We start from the raw sequence: 18,361 nt of genomic DNA, 5'->3' as shown, positions 1-18,361 counted from the left end.
TATTTCCGTGAGCGTTTAAAGTCAAGAGACTTGATAATCGGTCACCCGACTATCAGTACTCATCTTCAAACGCCCACGCTTATCGGCTGTGAATTATTAAAGAGCTCAAGATCAAGCTTTCGCTGTTTTTCTTGTCTTGCTGCAAACTTTCGCTAGCAGTGCAGAAGCGGGATTATGACTGATTTTCTTCAAATCCGTCAAGTGCTTGAAAATTTCTTTCTGCACTCGCTATCGCCTTAAACCACCTTCTTTACAAGCATCAAGCCTTGCTAGCGAAGCCCACGACTTTAGCACATGATTCGACCCTGAAAAGACCTCTGCCCTCAGAAAATGGAAGGAGGGCCGCTCGTTGACCGATTGACCGGGGCAAAGCCGTGCCGCTAGGCCTGCTGCAAAGATTTGGCAGGTTTCTGCCGCGCGAAGGCCAATTCGGCCTCACGCCGAGGGTCTTCACTCCCCATGATCTCGGGCATATAGGTCGACAGTCGCGCCGCATCGGCCCTAAGAACACGTTGCTTTACAGATGGAATTTGAGACGGGTGCATGGAAAAGCTGCGCAGGCCCATCGCCAACAACAAATCAGTAAAGGCAGGGTCACCCGCCATCTCGCCGCAAACGCTGACGGACTTGCCTGCCGCCCGCGCGAGCCCGATTGAACTCGCCAGCAACTGCAATACCGCGGGGTGCCAAGGATCATAGAGGTGCGCCACGGCCTCGTCGGCGCGGTCAATCGCCAGGGTGTACTGAATCAAGTCATTAGTGCCGATTGACACAAAATCAACATGCCTCAGCAACAAGGGCAGCATGACCGCAGCCGCCGGAATTTCGATCATCACGCCCAACTCCACATGGCTGTAGGCGTGCCCCGCATCACTGAGTTGCTGCTGTACCTTTTTCACGGACTCTAGTATCTGACGCACTTCATGCAGGTGGGCCACCATCGGGATCAATAACCTGACTTTTCCGAAAGCGCTGGCTCGGTAGATGGCTCGCAATTGCTGACGGAACATGCTGGGCTCGGCCAAACTCCAACGAATCGCCCGCAAACCCATGGCCGGATTCAGCACATGCCCATGACGCAACTCGCTGGCGCTCATGCGGTCCAAGGGCTTGTCGGCCCCTACGTCGACGGTGCGAATCGTCACTGGCATTCCGTGCATGGCCTCGACAGCGGCCCGATAAGCGGCAAACTGCTCCTCCTCGCCGGGTAGTTCGCCGTTGCGATTCATGAACAGGAACTCGCTGCGGAAAAGCCCCACCCCCGTGGCGCCAGCCTCAATGGCGCCTTGCGCGTCCAACGGCAACTCGATGTTTGCATGCAGCTCAATCCGCTCGCCGTCCAAGGTCACCGCCGGTGTGTGCCGCAACCGCGCCAGACGGGCGCGTTCGAGCTCGCTCTGGCGTTGCCTGAAACGATATTCCTCCAGCATGATGGGCGAAGGATTCACGATGACGGTGCCTGCATCGCCGTCGATGATGATCCAGTCATCTTGTCGAATCAGTCGCGAAGCCTCACGCGTGCCCACGACAGCCGGAATATCCATGCTGCGCGCGACGATCGCTGTGTGGGAAGTCTTGCCGCCAATGTCAGTGATGAAGCCGTGAAAAACGCTGCGCTTGAATTGCATCAAGTCGGCCGGAGCAATATCCGCTGCCACTAGCAACAAGGGATCCTCCCCGGCAAAGTCACGCTGCACGACGCTGGCAGCATTCGTCGGCACCAGACCCTGCTCGCGTGCCAAGGCGCTCAACACCCGCTCAAACACTTGCTCCAAGTCAGCCTTGCGCTCCCGCAGGTAGTCGTCCTCCATCTCATCAAACTGACGCGCAAGTACTTCTAGCTGGGCCGACAAAGCCCATTCGGCGTTGTAGTGCCGCTCGACAATCCACTGCGTGGCGGCCCCGATGAGCGCCTCATCGTGGAGCAGCATCAAGTGCACATCCAGTAGCGCCGCCAGCTCCTGCGGCGTATCGCCACGCAGGTCCTGCTTAAGTGTCTCAAACTCCCGAGCCACCTCGTCGCGAGCTCGAAACGCACGCTGAATCTCGGCCTCGACCTGTTCGGGGGCCACAAAATAATGCGCCACGTCAACGCGACTGGAGGCCACCAAAACAGCACGGCCGATGGCCACGCCTCGCGAGACCGGGATGCCAAACACCTGAAAGCTCATGCACAGACTTTAGCAGCCGCCAGCGCAGGCCAAGGGACCCTCTGCAAAACCCCCGTGGGTCGCGTTTGCGAGAGACCAGGCCGACTCGTAGGCGCAGTGCGAAGGTCGGGTTCTATGCCCGACTGCCGAGCACTACAACGACCGAGGGGCCTGTTATCACACAAATCCTTCGGGGCGGGCCACGCAAGCGCTTTGCGATTGCATGCCCATGGGGCGGGCATCGACCGCGCACCGGCATAGCCGGTGCTCAGCGGGCGCTGGCCGGCGTTGCGACCCTTGCCCAGACACGAGTCTGGGCGGCGGTCCGCGCCTTGGCCAACATCCCGCAAAGATCCCGCCGCGGCCCACGGGGGTTTTGCAGAGAGCCCCTAGCGCGTCATCGAATCGTCATTCACGCGTCATGGCAGCGTCACCACAAGCCCCGAGTATCCGCCTGCCAACCAACGACCTAGACGAGGCCGCATATGAGGGATCTTCCACTGTCCACTTTGCCTTACGCTGACCTCCGCCCTGCCAGGCTTGAGCGCCCGCCGGCACCGATGGACACCCAGGGCGTGACGCCAAACCGCCTGATCGCCACCTGGGCCAAGACCGATGCGGAAGTGCGCGAGGCGCAGCAACTCCGCTACCGCGTCTTCGCCGAGGAAATGGGCGCACGCCTCAATGTGCCAAACGGCGCACCGGCAGGCCACGACATCGACACGTTCGACCCCTTCTGTGAGCATCTGCTGGTACGCGAAGTCAGTCGCGGCGACGAGCCGGGCCAAGTCGTCGGCACCTACCGAGTCTTGACACCTGCCGCAGCCAAGCGGGCAGGAGGGCTTTACAGCGAAACAGAGTTCGACCTGACCCGTTTGCGCAGTTTGCGGGCAAACATGGTCGAGCTGGGTCGTTCATGCATAGATCCGGCGCACCGCTCCGGCGGCGTCATCATGGTGTTGTGGGGCGCATTGGCCGAGTTCATGCTGCGCAACAAGCTGGACACCATGATCGGCTGCGCCAGCGTCAGCATGTGTGACGGCGGCCACTTCGCCGCCAGCCTATGGAAGCAATTGGAAAAAACCCATCTCGCCGACATTGCATGGCAGGTGCGGCCACGGCTACCGCTACCGGTCGAAGAATTGCGCCATGACCTCAGTGTCGATGCGCCGCCCTTGATCAAGGGCTATTTGCGCTGCGGCGCCCGCATACTCGGCGCGCCAGCCTGGGACCCCGACTTTAATACGGCCGATCTGCCGATGATGATGCGCCTGGCCGAACTGCCGGCCCGCTACCGGCGTCACTTCATCGAGTGAGCCTCACTGGCCTTCGCCGAACTTGTCATTCACCAAGGCGGTGATGGCGTCCTGCGCCGCCTGCTCGTCGACCCCCTCGGTTTCCAGCTCAACCTGGCTGCCCAGGCCGGCCGCCAGCATCATCACGCCCATGATGCTCTTGGCATTGACGCGGCGGCTTTTACGGCTCATGAACACCTCGCACTGAAAGCTGCCGGCCAGCTTGGTCAACTTGGCCGAAGCCCGGGCGTGCAGACCCAATTTATTGCTGATGGTGAGCGTCGACTTGATCATTGAATCTCAGAGTTCCAAAGAAGGTTTCACGGGACTTCGTTCAGCATGATGCCGGCGGCGCCGCCTTTCAAGGCCCGCTCCACCAAGGCATCAAGAGGCTCGCCGACATAACAAAGCGAACGCCACAGCATCGGCACATTGACGCCGCTGACCACCCGCACCGCCGCGCTCTGCAAGCGCTGGGCGGCGTTGCAAGGCGTGGCGCCGAATACGTCGGTCAGGATCAGAGCCTCGGCATGGCCGGCCCTCAGCAATAGCGCCCGCGCCGCCTGCTCGGCGTCATCGACCGACATATCCGGGCCGACGTCCAGCACCGTCAGCTGGGCGGCGCAGTTCGGGAAGGTGTGCTCCGCCACCGCCTTCAAGGCAGAGGCAAGCGGTGCGTGAGCGATCAAGAGCAGGCCGGGCATGCTGGGATTATCAGGGCAGTCAAACGCTTCACGAATCCAGCTTCACGGCCGCTAGGAAAGCATCCCAAACGGCCGGGTTGTCATGCGCGCCCAGCAGCACCAGCTGATAGACCCGCAACCCGCGTGTAAACACCGCCACCCGCGCGCGTTGCTGAGCGCCGACCAGCAGCTGCACCTGGGCGGCCGGATTGGCCGTCATGCCCGGCACCGTCAGCGGCAAGGGCGGTGGTGTCGTCTGCGGCGGCGCATTCAATTTGCTCGCCAGCGAGCGCGGCATCTGTGCGAGCGCGGGGCCGACCAAGGCCGGGTCGGCGAGGTCGGCCCAGGCCAGCGAAAACGTCCAGCCGCCCGCCTTGCACTCGGCCAAGCCCATGACCACCGGCTCGGTGGCCGTGGCCGGGTGGCTGGTGACCGTCGGTTTGCAAGGGAATAAGGCGCTGATGCCGGCGTCGGCCGGCCGCACCACGCGCCAGTCCAGCTGGGGCGAGCAGGCCGCCAAGCACATCGCTAGGCTCAGCGCCAGCGCGGGCCACCAGGGCACGCCGCTTTTGAAGAAGGCAGATAGAGTCATGCGGAGCATTATCGGACGCTGCCGCACAATCAAACGCATGCAGAACACCGATCTCCCGTCCTCCTCCGCCCCGCTTGCCGCCGGCCCCGCCATGTCGCTGGCCGGCGTGCGCGTGCTCGATTTATCGCGCGTGCTGGCCGGCCCCTGGTGCACCCAGACCCTGGCCGACTTGGGGGCCGATGTGATCAAGGTCGAGCGCCCGGGCAGCGGCGACGACACCCGCGCCTGGGGCCCGCCCTATTTGAAGGATGCGCAGGGGCAAGACACCAGCGAGGCCGCCTACTATCTCGGCGCCAATCGCAACAAGCGCTCGATCGCCATCGACATTGCCAACCCAGCCGGCCAAAACTTGATTCGAGAGCTGGCCGCGGGCGTCGACGTGCTGGTTGAAAACTTCAAGGTCGGCGACTTGGCTCGTTACGGTCTCGATGCCCAAAGCCTGCGCCAAGCCAACCCTGGCCTGATCGTCTGTTCAATCACCGGCTTCGGGCAGACCGGGCCCTACAAGGACCGCGCAGGTTACGACTACGCGGTACAGGGCATCGGGGGCTTGATGAGCGTGACCGGTGAGCGCGACGACCTGCCCGGCGGCGGGCCCCAAAAAGTCGGCGTCGCCGTCGCCGACCTCTTCACCGGCATGTATGCCACCGTCGCCATCCTGGCCGCGCTGCGCCACCGCGATGCCAGCGGCGAAGGTCAGCTCATCGATATGGCCTTGCTGGATACCCAACTGGCCATGCTGGCCAATCTGGGCGCCAACTTCCTCTGCACCGGCCAGGCCCCGGCCCGCATGGGCAATGCGCATCAAAATATCGTGCCCTACCAAGTCTTCGAGGCCAGTGACGGGCCTTTGATCCTGGCGGTCGGCAACGATGTGCAATTCGCCAAGTTCTGCGCTATCGCGGGCTTCCCCGCCTGGGCCCAAGACCCGCGCTTTGCCCGCAACGCCGAACGAGTCAGGCACCGCGACCTGCTGGTGCCCATGCTCGCCGCGGCCCTCAAAACCCGGACCCGTGATGCATGGCTGGCGGCCTTGGAGGCGGCCAAAGTGCCGAGCGGCGCCATCAACAACCTGGCCGAAGCCTTCGCCGACCCGCAAGTGCTGGCCCGCGAGATGACCGTGGCCATGCCGCACCCGAGGAGCCCGGCACTGCGCTTGGTGGCCAGCCCGATCAGGCTATCGGCCACGCCGGTCAGCTATCGCCACGCGCCACCGCTGCTGGGGCAGCACACGCGCGAACTCTTGCTTGAGGCGGGGCGAACCGATGCGGAAATTGATGCGCTGCTGCAGGTCGGCGCCATCGAGTGATTCAACACGGACTCAGGGCGGCTGAGCGCGCGCCGAAAGAACCATGCAAAACGTGTGAAATTACTCACAAATTGCGCCTATTGCGCTTTTAGCGCTTGCTCCCCCGGATCGGGGGATGGACGCTGGCGGGCATCGCGATGACGATGGCGGCCGTTGTGGGAGTTTTGCCACAAATAGACCCCAAAAGAACAATAGCCGCCGCAAGATCCACACGCATGCCCATGTCAAACCCGCCGCCGTCAAACCCCATATCTGCCAGCGCGGCCGCCAATGATGTGGCGGGCGAGCCCAGCCCGCTGCAATGGGCCGAGATTGTTCAGCAGTTGGGTGCGGAGATTGCCGGGCCCTTGAGTTTGGCACTGGAGCGGATTCACGATCTGGTCAGCACCGGCCAAATCGATCGCCAAAGCCTGCGCGCCTTGCGTGAAAGTGTCAGCCAAGCAAGAGAGGCCGGCATGCTGGGCCAGCAGTTGGCGCGCCTGGCCTCGGGCCGACTCAAACTCGCGCGTGAGCGCATGCATCTGACCCAAGTGCTGCGCGGCGTCCTGGCGCAGCGCAGCAGAGAAACGCAAGCGCGTGGCATTCAAGTGCGGCAGATCCTCAAGCCGGTGGAGATCATGGCCGACGGCTCACTGCTGTTTGCCTTGCTGAACGCGCTGATGGATTGGGCCTTGGCCAGCACCCACAGCTCCATCGACCTGCGGCTGGACCTGACCCCTTGGCCGGCCAAGGCCAGGCTGGTGTGCCGGTTCGCCCACCGCTCGCTCGATTTGCTCGCTGACCCCCGCGCTGCCCAGAGCCCGCAAGCCTTGAACTCTTTGGCCTGGCGCCTGTTGGAGCAGACCGCGCTCACCATGGGTGTGTTGCCGCTGCGCGAGAGCGAAGCCGGCATCACCGAGCTGACCCTTGAGTTTCCTCAGACCTTGGGCGACGAACCCAACGCCGCAGCGGCAACGCCAGACCGTGAAGAAACCCTGGGCGGCGGCCGCCGCAACAAACAGGGCTCCGAGCACGCCGCCGACTACCTGCCCTCAAGCAATTCCAAGCCCCTTGCGGGCAGCCATGTGCTGATCATTTCGCAGCAACGCGAACTGCGCAGCCTGATACAGGCCGCCGTGCAACACATGGGCTTGATCGTCGACTTGGTCGGCAGCATGGCCGAAGCCAGCCAGTTCTGCCTGGACGGCCTGCCCCACGGCATCGTGTTTGAAAGTGCGCTGCGGGACGAGGACTTTGAGCTATTGCGCGCCGAGGTGATGCGCGAAGTTACGGACTTTTGCTTCGTCGAAGTGCTGGACGAGCAGCATCTGACCCAACTCTCCACCGCCACGGCCGACGGCTTGGCGCGCATCTCGCGCCTGCACCTCGAAGACGCGCTGGCGTCTGTATTGATGTTCGAGCTTTCCAAAGGCCTCTGAGCCCATCTCCCCAGGCCGCGGCGCCGACGTGCAGCCGCGCTAAACTGCCGGCATGAAATTGCAACGATTTTTGCTGCCTGTCTTGGTGGCGGCCCTGGCCGGTGGCGGCTTCTTCGCCTATCAAAACCTCGGGACGCGCGAAGCCGCGCCGGCCGTCAGCTATGTCTTGCTCGATGGCCAGCGCGTCGACTCCAGCGCCTGGGCCGGCAAGGTGATGCTGGTCAATTTCTGGGCCACCAGCTGCACGACTTGTGTCAAAGAAATGCCAGCAATCATCGCCACGCATGAAAAGTTCAAGCAGCGTGGCTTTGACACCCTGGCCGTGGCCATGAGCTACGACCCGCCGGCTTTTGTGGCCAATTTCGCCGAGAGTCGCAAACTGCCCTTTGGCGTGGCCATCGACAACAACGGCAAGATCGCGCATCAGTTCGGCAAGATCCAGCTGACGCCGACGACCTTCCTGATCAATAGACGCGGCGAAATCATCAAGCGCTACGTCGGCGAACCGGATTTTCCCGCCCTGCATGCCTTGGTTGAAAAACTGCTGGCCGAGTCAGCCTAAAGCGCCACCGTTCCAGGAACCCCGCATGATTCTCGAAATTGCCGAAATCCAGATCCAGCCCGGCCAACAGGCCGATTTTGAAGCGGCCATCGCAAACGCCATCAAGAGCGTGATTTCGCAGGCCCAAGGTTTCATCAGCGCGCGCGTCCAGCATGGGCTGGAGTCACCCGAGCGTTACATCCTGCAAATCGAATGGGCCACGCTGGAGGACCATACGCTGCACTTCCGCAATGGCCCCTTGTTCCCGGCCTGGCGCGCCATCGTTGGGCCGTTCTTTGCGCAGCCGCCGCGGGTCGAGCATTACCAAGGCGTGATCTAGGAGCTTGTCTCAGGTCAAGCTGATTCAGCCGTCGCTTGACTAGACTGTCAATGATGCAAGCCCCGCTGGGGCAAGAAGCGAGCCCATGGACAAGCATTACCTGACCCCACTCTTCATGCCCGAGTCCATCGTTGTCTTTGCTGGGCCGGTGGAAGCGAGCGAGGCCAGCAGCGGCCACAGCCCCCAGGCCTTGGCCGTGCGGCAAGCCTTGCAGAGTCAACGCTTCAGCGGCAGCCTGCGTTTCCTGGACACTCACAGCAGCGGCACGCTGGCCGATCTGGCGCAGGCGCGCGCCGATCTGGCCATCATCGCGCTACCGCCGCAAGACATCGCGGCCGCCTTGGAGGTGGCCGGTCGCATCACCTGCCGCGCCGCCTTGGTGATCTCCAGCGGCGTCAGCGCCGAGCAAGCGGCCGCACTCAAGCGAACCGCCCGCCGTGAAGGCATGTTGCTGCTGGGCCCCAATAGCCTGGGCTTCCAGCGCCCGGCCTTGCAACTCAATGCCAGCGCCACCGGCCCCTTGGCGCAAGCGGGCTCGCTGGCCTTGGTGTCGCAGTCCGGCGCCTTGACCGCGTCTATGCTGGACTGGGCGCGCAGCAATGCCGTCGGCTTCTCGTCGGTCGTGTCGCTGGGCCCGAACACCAGCGTCGATATTGCTCAGGTGCTGGACTTCCTCGCCAATGACGCGCAGACGCAAAGCATCATTGTTTACCTCGAAGGCATCGGCAACGCCCGGCGCTTCATGAGCGCCTTGCGCTCCGCCGCCAACGCCAAGCCGGTGGTGGTACTGAAGGCCGGCCGCAAGCCGGCCGGCAACGCCGCCGCCCAAACGCATAGCGGCACCATCGTTGGCAGCGACGACGTGTTCGACTCGGCGCTGCGCCGCGCCGGCGCCGTCAGAGTGCGCTCGTTTGTTGAGTTATTTTCGGCCGCCAAATGCCTGGCCTCGCGCTACCGCCCGGTCGGCAAGCGGCTGGCCATCGTCACCAATGGCGGTGGCCCCGGCGTGTTGGCGGCCGACTGGATCAACGAAATCGGCCTGGAGTTGGGCACACTCGGCGCCGACTCGGCCGCCGCACTCAAGCCCCTGCTGCCCGAGCTGGCCAGCTTGACGGACTTGATCGATCTGTCCGAGGACGCCGGCGGTCCGCATTACCAAGCCGCCATCGCTGCGGCCGGCCACGACAAGCAAATCGACGGCGTGTTGGCCATCTATTCACCCAAGCTTGGTGCCGACACCACTGCCGTAGCGCGCGCCTTGGCCGAAATGAAGCGCGGCCTCAGCAAGCCGCTGTTGGCCTGCTGGATGGGGGATGCCTCGGTGGGCGCGGCCCGCAACACGCTGAACGAGGCGTCGATTCCGAGCTTTCGCACGCCCGAGGCGGCGGTCGGTGCCTTCGGCAATATCGCGTCCTTCTATCAAAACCAATTGCTCTTGCAGCAAACACCTGCCCCGCTGTCGACCCTGACCAAGCCCGATATCGAGGCGGCAAGGCTGGTGATCGAGGGCGTCTTGTCCGAACGTCGCAAGGTGTTGACCGAGATCGAGTCGAAGACCTTGTTGTCGGCCTTCCAGATCCCCGTCACCCACACGATTCTGGCGCGCTCGGCCAACGAGGCGATGATGATCGCCACCCAACTCGGCTATCCCGTAGCGCTGAAGATCGACTCACCCGATATTTCGCACAAATCCGATGTGCAGGGCGTGGTGCTCAATTTGCAGCACGGCGCCGCCGTCAAGGACGGCTATACCGAGATGATGGAGCGCGTCACGCGCTTGGCGCCCCAGGCCCGCATCAACGGCGTCACGGTGCAGAAGATGGCGGCCGCCAAGCGCGGGCGCGAGATCTATATCGGCCTGGTCACCGATGACCCCTTCGGCCCGGTGATCGTGTTTGGCGCCGGCGGCACCATGATCGAGTTGCTCAACGACCGCGCGATGGAGTTGCCGCCGCTGAACCGCTACCTGGCGCGCCGTCTGATCGACCGCTCACGCGTGGCCGAAACCCTGGGCGATTGGCGCGGCGCCAATGCCGTCGATATGGATGCGCTGGAGCAGCTGCTGCTGCGCGTGTCGGAGATGGTGTGCGAGCTGCCGCAGCTGCGCGAGATGGACATCAACCCCATCATCGTGGACGAGTTCGGTGCCGTCGCGGTGGATGCCCGCATCGTCATCGACAGCACTTCGCTGGCGATCGGTTCGGGTTCGCAGCAATATGCCCATTTGGCCATCCTGCCCTACCCGGCTCGCCATGCGCAGGTCTGGCCGATGCGCGGCGGCGGCGAATACACGCTGCGCCCGATTCGCCCGGACGACGCGCAGATGTTGCAGCAGCTGGTCCACAGCCTGTCGGCCGAGAGCCGCTACTTCCGCTTTATCTCGTCGATGACCGAATTGCCGCCGGCCATGCTGGCGCGCTTCAGCCTGATCGACTATGACCGCGAGATGGCCTTGGTGGCGGTGTCAAAGCAACGCAGCACCGCCGCCAGCGGCGAGACGGTGGAGACCGAGCGCATCATCGGCGTGTCGCGCTACATCACCAACCCGGATCAGTCGAGCTGTGAGTTCTCGTTGGTCGTCGCCGATGACTTCAGCGGCAAGGGCCTGGGCTCGCGGCTGATGGAAAGCATCATGGACGTGGCGCGCGAAAAAGGCTTGAGCGAGATCGAAGGCCTGGTGCTGGCCAAGAACCCCGGCATGCTCAAACTGATGAAGAGCCTGGGCTTTGCCATCAAGCCCTTCGATGAGGACCCAGACTTCAAGTGGGTGACTCACGCCTTGTAGCCCGTGCCGTCAAAATGTTTTGGCCAAACCCGGCGACACCAAGAGCAGCAGAAGCGCCGCCAGCAAGGCCCAAAACGACGCGCTGGAAACGGTCGGGACACTGAAGGCAGCTGATGACGCCCGCCTGCTGCAAACCGCTTAATAAATCTCAGGAACCACCATTTCCGGCGGCACCGGCTGGCGCGCGTAGTCGTCATGGCGCTCGCGCGTCGGCAAGGTGATGGGCGCATGCTCGACCTCGTGGTACGGCATCTGCGCCAGCAAATGCGCCATGCAGTTGAGCCGCGCCTTCTTTTTGTCGACTGCCTGCACCACCCACCAAGGCGCCTCCTCGATATGGGTGCGCTCCATCATGGTCTCCTTGACCTTGGTGTAGTCCTCCCAGCGGCGGCGCGACTCCAGGTCCATCGGGCTGAGCTTCCACTGCTTGAGCGGGTCATGGATGCGGCCGAGGAAGCGCGTGTGCTGCTCTTCGTCGGTGATGGAAAACCAGTATTTGATGACCTGGATGCCGGCGCGCACCAGCATCTTCTCGAACTCGGGCACCGAGCGGAAGAACTCCTCGTACTCGTCGTCGGAACAAAAACCCATCACCCGCTCGACGCCGGCGCGGTTGTACCAGCTGCGGTCAAACAAGACGATCTCGCCGCCGGCCGGCAAATGCGAGATATAGCGCTGGAAGTACCACTGCGTGCGTTCGCGGTCGTTCGGCGCCGGCAGCGCCGCCACCCGGCAAACGCGTGGGTTCAGGCGCTGGGTGATGCGCTTGATGACGCCGCCCTTGCCGGCCGCGTCGCGGCCTTCAAAAATGATCACCGCCTTGTGTTTGGTCGCCACCACCCAGTCCTGCAGCTTGACCAGCTCGCCCTGCAGCCGGAACAGCTCCTTGAAATAGGCACGCCGCTGGGCCCGCTGCTCGGCGCTGAAGACGCCGCCGCCGGCCTCGTCGAAGGCGCGGTCGTCGATCTCCATCTCCAGCTCTTCGTCGTAACTGTCGATCAGATCGGCCTGCATGCGCTGCATCATCTCGGCCTGCTCTGCAGCCTGATTTGCAGCGGCCGCGGCTTCCTGCTGGGGTGTTTTGCTTGTCATCTCAATAGCCTGCCAGGGCCGCATGACAAGATGATGAATCGAAATTCAGGCCAATTGCAGCCGCTTCACCACCGCCAGCTTCGGCGCAGCAGGCAAGACCTGGTGCACGACGACAAAATCCTCCGCCGGCATCGGGCGGCCGTAGTACCAACCCTGCGCCCAGTCGCAACCCTCACGCTGCAGCCAAGCGGCTTGCTCGGCCGTCTCCACGCCCTCGGCCAACACATCCAGATGCAGGCTGCGCGCCAACACGATGACGGTGCGCGCAATCGCCGCGACATTGGCGTCCTGGCCCAGCTCGGAGACAAAGCTGCGATCAATCTTGAGCGTGTTGACCGGCATCCGGCGCAGATAGGACAGCGACGAATAGCCGGTGCCGAAATCATCGATCGCCACCCGCACGCCACGCGCACGCAACGCGCCCAGCAGCTCGATTGCGCCCTCGGCGTCTTCCAGCAACAGACTTTCGGTGACTTCGAGTTCCAGCGCATGGGCGGGGCAACCGGTCTCGGCCAAGATGAAGTCCACCGTCTGAATGAAGTCGGGCTGGCGCAACTGGCGCGCCGACACATTCACCGCCACCTGCTGCGGCTTACCCGGCACGCCCTGCCAGCGCGCCGCCTGCGCGCAGGCGGTCTCCAGCACCCAGCGGCCGATCGGGATGATCAGACCGGTCTCTTCGGCCAGCGGAATGAACTCGACCGGCGAGACTGCCCCGCGCGTCGGGTGGTGCCAGCGCAGCAGCGCCTCGGCGCCGATCAAGGCGCCGTCCGACAGACGCACCTGTGGCTGATATTCGAGCCTGAACTGCGCCGCCTCGTTGGCATGGCGCAGCGCATGGGTCAGCTCAAAGCGCTGCTTGACGGCCTGGGTCAGCTCGGGCCGGTAGGCCTGCACGCTGTTGCGCGCATAGACCTTGGCGCGCACCATCGCCGCCTCGGAGTTGCGCAGCAACTCGTCCACCGTCACGCCGTCGGTCGGGTAGAGCGCCAAGCCTATGCTGGCGCCGAGGTTGAAGCGCTTGGTGATGTCGGTCTGGCCGTCATAGATAGGCTCGCGCATCGCGTCGATCAAGCGTTCGCCCAAGCGCATGGCGGTTTCTTCGTCGACCAAGCCCGACAGCACGATGACGAACTCATCCGCCCCGACCCGGGCCACCGAATCACTGGCCCGCACCACATTCGCAAAGCGGGCCGCCGCTTCTTTCAGCACCGCATCGCCAGCCGCATGGCCGGCAATGTCATTGACCTCGCGGAAACCGTCCAGGTCGACATAGAGCACCGCCACGCGGGTCTGACCGCGTTGGGCCAGGCCCACCTGGCGCTCGATGCGGTCACGCAGCAAGGCCAGATTGGGCAGTCCCGTCAGGCGGTCATGCAGCTTTTGATGCAGCAGCTCGGCCTCGGTCTCCTTGATGCGCGAAATGTCGGTCAGCACCGCCAGGTAATGCGGCTCGCCGCCCTGCTCGGGCGCCGGCACGCTGACCAGAGTGACCCACAGCGGCACGCAGCTGCCGTCTTTGTGGCGATCCACCAGCTCACCACTCCATTTGCCTTTGCTGCCGACATCGGCCCAAAGCTCCTTCAAGACCTCGGCGCCCTGCTCGCCCAATTGCAGGCAATGCGGCATGGTGCCCAGCAGCTCATCGCATTGGTAACCGGTGATGGCGCTCAGCGCCGGGTTGACGTCGCGGATCAGCAGGTCGGCATCCATCATCATGATGCCTTCGCCGCAATGCTCGAACACGGTGATCGCCCGGTGCAGCTTGGTGGTGGCCTCACGCAGCGCGGTGACGTCGCGGGCCACGCCGATCTGGCCCATGCTCAAGCCTTCGTCAAACACCTGCGCCTGCACCACGTCCAAGCAAGCACGCTCGCCGCCCGGCTGCGTCACCCAGGCCAACGTGCGTTGGGCCGAGCCGTCATTGGGGCCGGCCAAGGCGGCGCTCCATTCCGGGCGCCGCTCGATTTGCTCATCGCGCTTGCCCAGCACCTCGGCCTCCAGCAGGCCGGTGCAGCGCTCAAACGCCGGGTTGCAGCCCTCATAGGCGCCGTTGGCGTCCTTGAAATAGACCGGGTCAGGAATCGCATTCAGCAAGGCGCTGAGCTTGCTGCGTTCGCGCCGCACCCGCTGCAATTCGCTGCGCCGCTGGCGCAAGCGCAGGCGCTGCGAATGCACCAGGGCCAAGACCAAGCCCATGGCCACGGCGCCCAGCAAGCTGAAGGCAATCAGCCAGAACATGGGGTCGTGCCAATCAAGCGCCCCGCCGCCGTCCGAGCTGGCGGCCCAGGCGGGCAGGCTGGCGCACAGCGTGCCCGGCGCGCTCAACGCGCCGAATGCAGCCCTCCTCCCCATCAGGCGTTTGAAAAAATTACTCATCGGCTACCAAAAGTTTTTTCACTTGCTTAAGGCGCCGGCTGCGTTGGCCTTTTGGGCCTCGCCGCTGCGCCTTGCATTTGCAAATTTTCAAGTTCACCTCGGCTACATCAACAACAGCGGCCAGCCCAGGTGTCCCCTCGTTCTCGTCGTTTCGGTAGTGTCGGGCCGGGCTTGAGCCCGGCTAGGGTTTACAGCAGGCAGCCAAGCTGGGTTCCTTGCAAAATTGCACGCTTTGCGTCCAATTCGCCGGCCTCGAAGGCGCCGCCGAGCAAATGCACGCGTGCGCCTGCCGCACGCAGCGGGGCCTCCAGCTCACGCAAGGGCTCTTGGCCCGAGCACAGCACCACCGTGTCGCAGGCAATCAACTGCCGATCGACATGGCCCTTGTCGAAGCTGATCCACAGGCCTTCGTCGGTAATTTCTTCGTAGTTGACGCCGGCTAGCATCTCGACCTGCTTGCTCTTCAGCGCCGCGCGGTGGATCCAGCCGGTAGTCTTGCCCAAGCCGGCGCCGAGCTTGCCTTGCTTGCGCTGCAGCAAGGAGATGATGCGGGCCGGGCTGGCGGGCTCCGGCGTCACCAAGCCGGCGCGCGCAAAGCTGGGGTCGCCCACCCCCCACTCCCGCCGCCAAGCGGCCGGGTCCAAGGTCGCGGAATGGCCTGCTTCAGCACCCTGCTCGACCAAATATTCGGCCACATCAAAGCCGATGCCGCCGGCGCCGACGATCGCCACGCGCGGGCCGACCGGCTTTTTGTGCCGCAGCACGTCGATGTAGGTCAAGACCTGACCCCGCGCCACGCCGGCCTCTTGGCCCTTGATGCGCGGGTCGCGCGGTGTCACGCCGGTGGCCAGCAAAACCTCGTCAAAGCCCAGCAAAGTGTCGGCGGCCACGCGCTGCTGCAAATGCAGCTGCACGCCGGTGATCTCAATGCGGCGGCGGAAGTAACGCAGCGTCTCGGCGAACTCCTCTTTGCCGGGGATCTGCCGCGCCATATTGAACTGACCGCCAATTTCAGCGGCACTGTCAAACAAATGCACCTCATGGCCGCGTTCGGCCAGCGTGGTCGCCGCCGCCAAGCCGGCCGGGCCGGCGCCGACCACGGCGATCTTCTTGTGCGGCTGCCGGCTGGCGGCCAGCGGGATGACGCGAATCTCCTGCTCGAACGCCGCCCGCGGGTTGACCAGGCAGGTCGAGATCTTTTGCGCAAAAGTGTGGTCCAGGCAGGCCTGGTTGCAGGCGATGCAGGTGTTGATCTCGTCGGCGCGGTGCTCGCGCGCCTTTTTGACAAACTCGGGGTCGGCCAGAAAGGGCCGCGCCATGCTGACCATATCGGCCGAGCCATCGGCCAACACGCTCTCGGCGACCTCCGGTGTGTTGATGCGGTTGCTGGTGATCAGCGGCGTGTTGATACCTTCCAGGCGCAGCTGATCGCGCAGCTTCTTGGTCACCCAGGCAAAACCGGCGCGTGGCACCGAGGTGGCGATGGTCGGGACGCGCGCCTCATGCCAGCCGATGCCGGAGTTGATGATGGTCGCCCCAGCCTTGACGACGCCGCGCGCCAGCTCCAGCACCTCGTCCCAGCTGCTGCCGTTGGGGATCAGGTCCAGCATCGAGAGCCGATAGATGATGATGAAGTCCGGACCCACCGCCGCGCGCATGCGGCTGAGGATTTCCAGCGGCAAGCGCATCCGGTTCGCATAACTACCACCCCAAGCGTCATCGCGTTGATTGGTGTGGCTGACCAGAAACTGATTGATGAAGTAACCCTCGGAGCCCATCACCTCGACGCCGTCATAGCCGGCCTCGCGCGCCAGCACGGCGCAGCGTATGAAGGCGCGGATCTGCCGCTCGATGCCGCGGGCACTCAGCTCACGCGGCGTGAACGGCGTGATCGGCGACTTGATGCGCGACGGCGCGACGCAAAACGGCTGGTAGCCATAGCGGCCGGTGTGCAGGATCTGCAAGGCGATCTTGCCGCCCTCGGCATGCACGGCCTTGGTGATGACACTGTGCCGCCTGGCCGCACCGCCGGTCGCCAGCGTGCCGGCAAAGGGCTTGGCCCAGCCCTCGATATTGGGCGCGTAGCCGCCGGTGACGATCAGGCCGACCTCGCCGCGCGCCCGCTCGGCAAAAAACACCGCCATGCGCTCGAAATGCTTGCGCCCATCCTCCAGCCCGGTATGCATGCTGCCCATCAGCACCCGGTTCTTCAGGGTGGTGAAACCCAGGTCCAGCGGTTCAAGCAAATGCGGGTATGTCATGAAAAAGCTCGGTGACTGGGGTGCCCGATGCTAGCAGCCGAGGCATCCGACAAGAGGCTGGTTTGCCCTGTGTTGGGGAGCTGACCCTAAGTGCACGAGCAACTGAGGCAAGATGCCGCCATGTCGAATTTGAATCCCAGCTCGTCCCGCCACAGTCTTGCCGTCGGTCTCGCCATCGTGGTCGCCTGGGGCTTGAACTTCCCGCTGCAGAAAGCGCTGTTGACGGCGATGCAGCCGGAGGGCTTTTTGTTCCTGCGCTTTGCCTTGATGCCGCTGCTGGTGACGGGCCTGCTGTTGCGGCGTTATGGCCTGCACTGGCCGCGCGTATCGCGTGCCGACGCTTGGGCGCTGGTGCGCCTGGGCGTACTCGGCCAGGGCCTGCATCTGGCCTTGGCCAGCTACGGCATCCATTTCTCGACACCGTTTTCGAGCTCGGTGCTGTTGGCCTGCGGGCCGGTCTTCACCTTGCTGATCCTGCGCGCTTTATGTGTGGAAAAGCTGCAGCGCGCGCAGTTGCTTGGTATCGCGGTGGCGGCGGCCGGTGCCATGCTCTTCATGTCCGACAAGCTGCTGGCGGCCAACTGGCGCGCCGGCGGCGGCGACGCCGTGCTGCTGCTGGCCGCTGCAATGTTCAGTTACTACACGGTCGCTGCCAAGCCGCTGATTGAGCGCCATGGCGCCGTCTTGGTGATGTGTTATGCCAGCCTGGCCGCGACGCTGCCGGTGTTGATCTATGCCGCGCCCAAGGCGGCAAGCGTGGACTGGGCCGCCGTATCGCCGCTGCTCTGGCTGGGCGCGCTCTGGGCCGTCGTGGGCATCGGCTTCATCACCTGGCTGGCTTGGGGTTGGGTCAACGCCCAGCGCGGCGTGGCGCGCACCGCGCCCCTGATCTATTTGATGCCGCCGATTGCCGGCCTGGCTGCCTGGGCCAGCACCGGCGAGCAGTTCACGGCCGCCAAGGTCTTGGGTGCCGCGATCACGCTGGGCGGCGTGGCCCTGGCACAGTTTGCACCGCCGCGCCGGGCTCGCCAGCCGCTACCATCGCGGCCAACCACACACCTTCGCCCATGCCCCACCGATTCGCCACAGCAACCCCACCATGACACTCCAAACCATTGAAATTTGCCCGGCGCAAGCTGCCACCGCCAGCCTGATCGTCTTGCACGGCCTGGGTGCCGACGGCGCCGACTTCATACAGATGTGCGATGCGCTGGCGCTGGGCGACACCGGCCCGGTGCGCTTTGTGCTGCCGCGCGCGGCCGAGCGGCCGATCACGCTCAACAACGGCTACCGCATGCGCGCTTGGTACGACCTCTACGGCATGGAGTTGCAGCGCCGCGAGGACGAGGCCGGCCTGCGCGACTCGATACGCGCGGTGCATGCGCTGATCGACCGCGAGCGCGCACGCGGCGTGCCGGCGCAGCGCATCGTGCTGGCCGGGTTTTCGCAAGGCTGCGCCATCACGCTCGGCGCCGGCTTGCGCCACCCTGAACGATTGGCCGGCCTGGCCGGGCTG

The 18,361-nt window shown here is 64.1% G+C and carries 14 protein-coding genes and 1 pseudogene; 8 read left to right on the top strand and 7 right to left on the bottom strand.

Annotated elements, in window-relative coordinates; all coding sequences use genetic code 11:
* Nucleotides 1-380 precede the first annotated feature (380 nt).
* Complete coding sequence (gene ptsP, locus RMO57_RS01160; RefSeq protein ID WP_310383458.1) at nt 381-2,171, bottom strand: phosphoenolpyruvate--protein phosphotransferase; 1,791 nt, start codon at nt 2,169-2,171, stop codon at nt 381-383.
* Nucleotides 2,172-2,635: 464 nt separating this feature from the next.
* Here ptsP and RMO57_RS01155 point away from each other — a divergent pair, with 464 nt between their 5' ends.
* Nucleotides 2,636-3,466, top strand: a complete 831-nt coding sequence (locus RMO57_RS01155) for a GNAT family N-acyltransferase (protein ID WP_414896353.1) — start codon at nt 2,636-2,638, stop codon at nt 3,464-3,466.
* 3 nt (nt 3,467-3,469) lie between these two features.
* Here RMO57_RS01155 and RMO57_RS01150 read toward each other — a convergent pair whose 3' ends face one another.
* The 3 genes from RMO57_RS01150 to RMO57_RS01140 are packed head-to-tail and all read right to left on the bottom strand — an operon-like array spanning nt 3,470 to nt 4,720.
* On the bottom strand, nt 3,470-3,739 hold the full coding sequence (locus tag RMO57_RS01150; protein WP_310383456.1) for an HPr family phosphocarrier protein: 270 nt from the start codon (nt 3,737-3,739) through the stop codon (nt 3,470-3,472).
* 26 nt (nt 3,740-3,765) lie between these two features.
* Nucleotides 3,766-4,149, bottom strand: a complete 384-nt coding sequence (locus RMO57_RS01145; RefSeq protein WP_310383454.1) for a PTS fructose transporter subunit IIA — start codon at nt 4,147-4,149, stop codon at nt 3,766-3,768.
* A gap of 28 nt (nt 4,150-4,177) precedes the next feature.
* A complete protein-coding gene (locus RMO57_RS01140; RefSeq protein ID WP_310383452.1) occupies nt 4,178-4,720 on the bottom strand; it encodes a hypothetical protein in 543 nt (180 codons plus the stop codon).
* A 37-nt stretch (nt 4,721-4,757) separates the two neighbouring features.
* Between RMO57_RS01140 and RMO57_RS01135 the strand changes: the two genes are divergently transcribed.
* The 5 genes from RMO57_RS01135 to RMO57_RS01115 all read left to right on the top strand — a co-directional run bounded on the left by RMO57_RS01135 (nt 4,758) and on the right by RMO57_RS01115 (nt 11,113).
* Nucleotides 4,758-6,029 carry a CaiB/BaiF CoA-transferase family protein gene (locus RMO57_RS01135; RefSeq protein WP_310383450.1) on the top strand — a complete coding sequence of 424 codons (1,272 nt, stop codon included), beginning with the start codon at nt 4,758-4,760 and terminating at the stop codon, nt 6,027-6,029.
* A gap of 215 nt (nt 6,030-6,244) precedes the next feature.
* On the top strand, nt 6,245-7,447 hold the full coding sequence (locus RMO57_RS01130; protein WP_310383448.1) for a hypothetical protein: 1,203 nt from the start codon (nt 6,245-6,247) through the stop codon (nt 7,445-7,447).
* Between the two features lie 52 nt (nt 7,448-7,499).
* A complete protein-coding gene (locus RMO57_RS01125; protein ID WP_310383447.1) occupies nt 7,500-8,009 on the top strand; it encodes a TlpA disulfide reductase family protein in 510 nt (169 codons plus the stop codon).
* 25 nt (nt 8,010-8,034) lie between these two features.
* A complete protein-coding gene (locus RMO57_RS01120; protein WP_310383446.1) occupies nt 8,035-8,328 on the top strand; it encodes an antibiotic biosynthesis monooxygenase family protein in 294 nt (97 codons plus the stop codon).
* 85 nt (nt 8,329-8,413) lie between these two features.
* On the top strand, nt 8,414-11,113 hold the full coding sequence (locus RMO57_RS01115; protein ID WP_310383444.1) for a bifunctional acetate--CoA ligase family protein/GNAT family N-acetyltransferase: 2,700 nt from the start codon (nt 8,414-8,416) through the stop codon (nt 11,111-11,113).
* Between the two features lie 138 nt (nt 11,114-11,251).
* On the opposite strand, the gene ppk2 is transcribed toward RMO57_RS01115, so the two are convergent.
* The 3 genes from ppk2 to RMO57_RS01100 all read right to left on the bottom strand — a co-directional run bounded on the left by ppk2 (nt 11,252) and on the right by RMO57_RS01100 (nt 16,845).
* A complete protein-coding gene (gene ppk2 / locus RMO57_RS01110) occupies nt 11,252-12,139 on the bottom strand; it encodes a polyphosphate kinase 2 (RefSeq protein WP_310383459.1) in 888 nt (295 codons plus the stop codon).
* 111 nt (nt 12,140-12,250) lie between these two features.
* Nucleotides 12,251-14,584: an EAL domain-containing protein gene (locus RMO57_RS01105; protein WP_310383443.1), complete on the bottom strand. Its 2,334-nt coding sequence runs from the start codon at nt 14,582-14,584 to the stop codon at nt 12,251-12,253.
* Between the two features lie 188 nt (nt 14,585-14,772).
* Nucleotides 14,773-16,845, bottom strand: a complete 2,073-nt coding sequence (locus tag RMO57_RS01100; RefSeq protein ID WP_310383441.1) for an NADPH-dependent 2,4-dienoyl-CoA reductase — start codon at nt 16,843-16,845, stop codon at nt 14,773-14,775.
* A gap of 120 nt (nt 16,846-16,965) precedes the next feature.
* On the opposite strand from RMO57_RS01100, the gene RMO57_RS01095 reads away from it, so the two are divergent.
* Both RMO57_RS01095 and RMO57_RS01090 read left to right on the top strand, forming a co-directional pair.
* Complete coding sequence (locus RMO57_RS01095; protein ID WP_310383439.1) at nt 16,966-17,964, top strand: DMT family transporter; 999 nt, start codon at nt 16,966-16,968, stop codon at nt 17,962-17,964.
* Nucleotides 17,945-18,361 (top strand): annotated as a pseudogene (locus RMO57_RS01090) (carboxylesterase); the annotation flags it as partial. The gene RMO57_RS01095 and the pseudogene RMO57_RS01090, both read left to right, overlap by 20 nt.

Source organism: Roseateles sp., from assembly GCF_031397715.1.
GTDB lineage: Bacteria > Pseudomonadota > Gammaproteobacteria > Burkholderiales > Burkholderiaceae_C > Paucibacter_A.
Note: the sequence above shows the minus strand (reverse complement) of the source record. Positions and strands in the feature narration are given on the sequence as shown.

What these genes read in the sequence shown, in the direction of transcription:
- RMO57_RS01135 (WP_310383450.1), top strand. Translation starts at nt 4,758, where the DNA reads ATGCAGAACACCGATCTCCCGTCCTCCTCCGCCCCGCTTGCCGCCGGC.
- RMO57_RS01140 (WP_310383452.1), bottom strand. Translation starts at nt 4,720, where the DNA reads ATGACTCTATCTGCCTTCTTCAAAAGCGGCGTGCCCTGGTGGCCCGCG.
- ppk2 (WP_310383459.1), bottom strand. Translation starts at nt 12,139, where the DNA reads ATGATGCAGCGCATGCAGGCCGATCTGATCGACAGTTACGACGAAGAG.
- RMO57_RS01150 (WP_310383456.1), bottom strand. Translation starts at nt 3,739, where the DNA reads ATGATCAAGTCGACGCTCACCATCAGCAATAAATTGGGTCTGCACGCC.
- RMO57_RS01130 (WP_310383448.1), top strand. Translation starts at nt 6,245, where the DNA reads ATGCCCATGTCAAACCCGCCGCCGTCAAACCCCATATCTGCCAGCGCG.
- RMO57_RS01105 (WP_310383443.1), bottom strand. Translation starts at nt 14,584, where the DNA reads ATGAGTAATTTTTTCAAACGCCTGATGGGGAGGAGGGCTGCATTCGGC.
- ptsP (WP_310383458.1), bottom strand. Translation starts at nt 2,171, where the DNA reads ATGAGCTTTCAGGTGTTTGGCATCCCGGTCTCGCGAGGCGTGGCCATC.
- RMO57_RS01100 (WP_310383441.1), bottom strand. Translation starts at nt 16,845, where the DNA reads ATGACATACCCGCATTTGCTTGAACCGCTGGACCTGGGTTTCACCACC.
- RMO57_RS01145 (WP_310383454.1), bottom strand. Translation starts at nt 4,149, where the DNA reads ATGCCCGGCCTGCTCTTGATCGCTCACGCACCGCTTGCCTCTGCCTTG.
- RMO57_RS01155 (WP_414896353.1), top strand. Translation starts at nt 2,636, where the DNA reads ATGAGGGATCTTCCACTGTCCACTTTGCCTTACGCTGACCTCCGCCCT.
- RMO57_RS01095 (WP_310383439.1), top strand. Translation starts at nt 16,966, where the DNA reads ATGTCGAATTTGAATCCCAGCTCGTCCCGCCACAGTCTTGCCGTCGGT.
- RMO57_RS01120 (WP_310383446.1), top strand. Translation starts at nt 8,035, where the DNA reads ATGATTCTCGAAATTGCCGAAATCCAGATCCAGCCCGGCCAACAGGCC.
- RMO57_RS01125 (WP_310383447.1), top strand. Translation starts at nt 7,500, where the DNA reads ATGAAATTGCAACGATTTTTGCTGCCTGTCTTGGTGGCGGCCCTGGCC.
- RMO57_RS01115 (WP_310383444.1), top strand. Translation starts at nt 8,414, where the DNA reads ATGGACAAGCATTACCTGACCCCACTCTTCATGCCCGAGTCCATCGTT.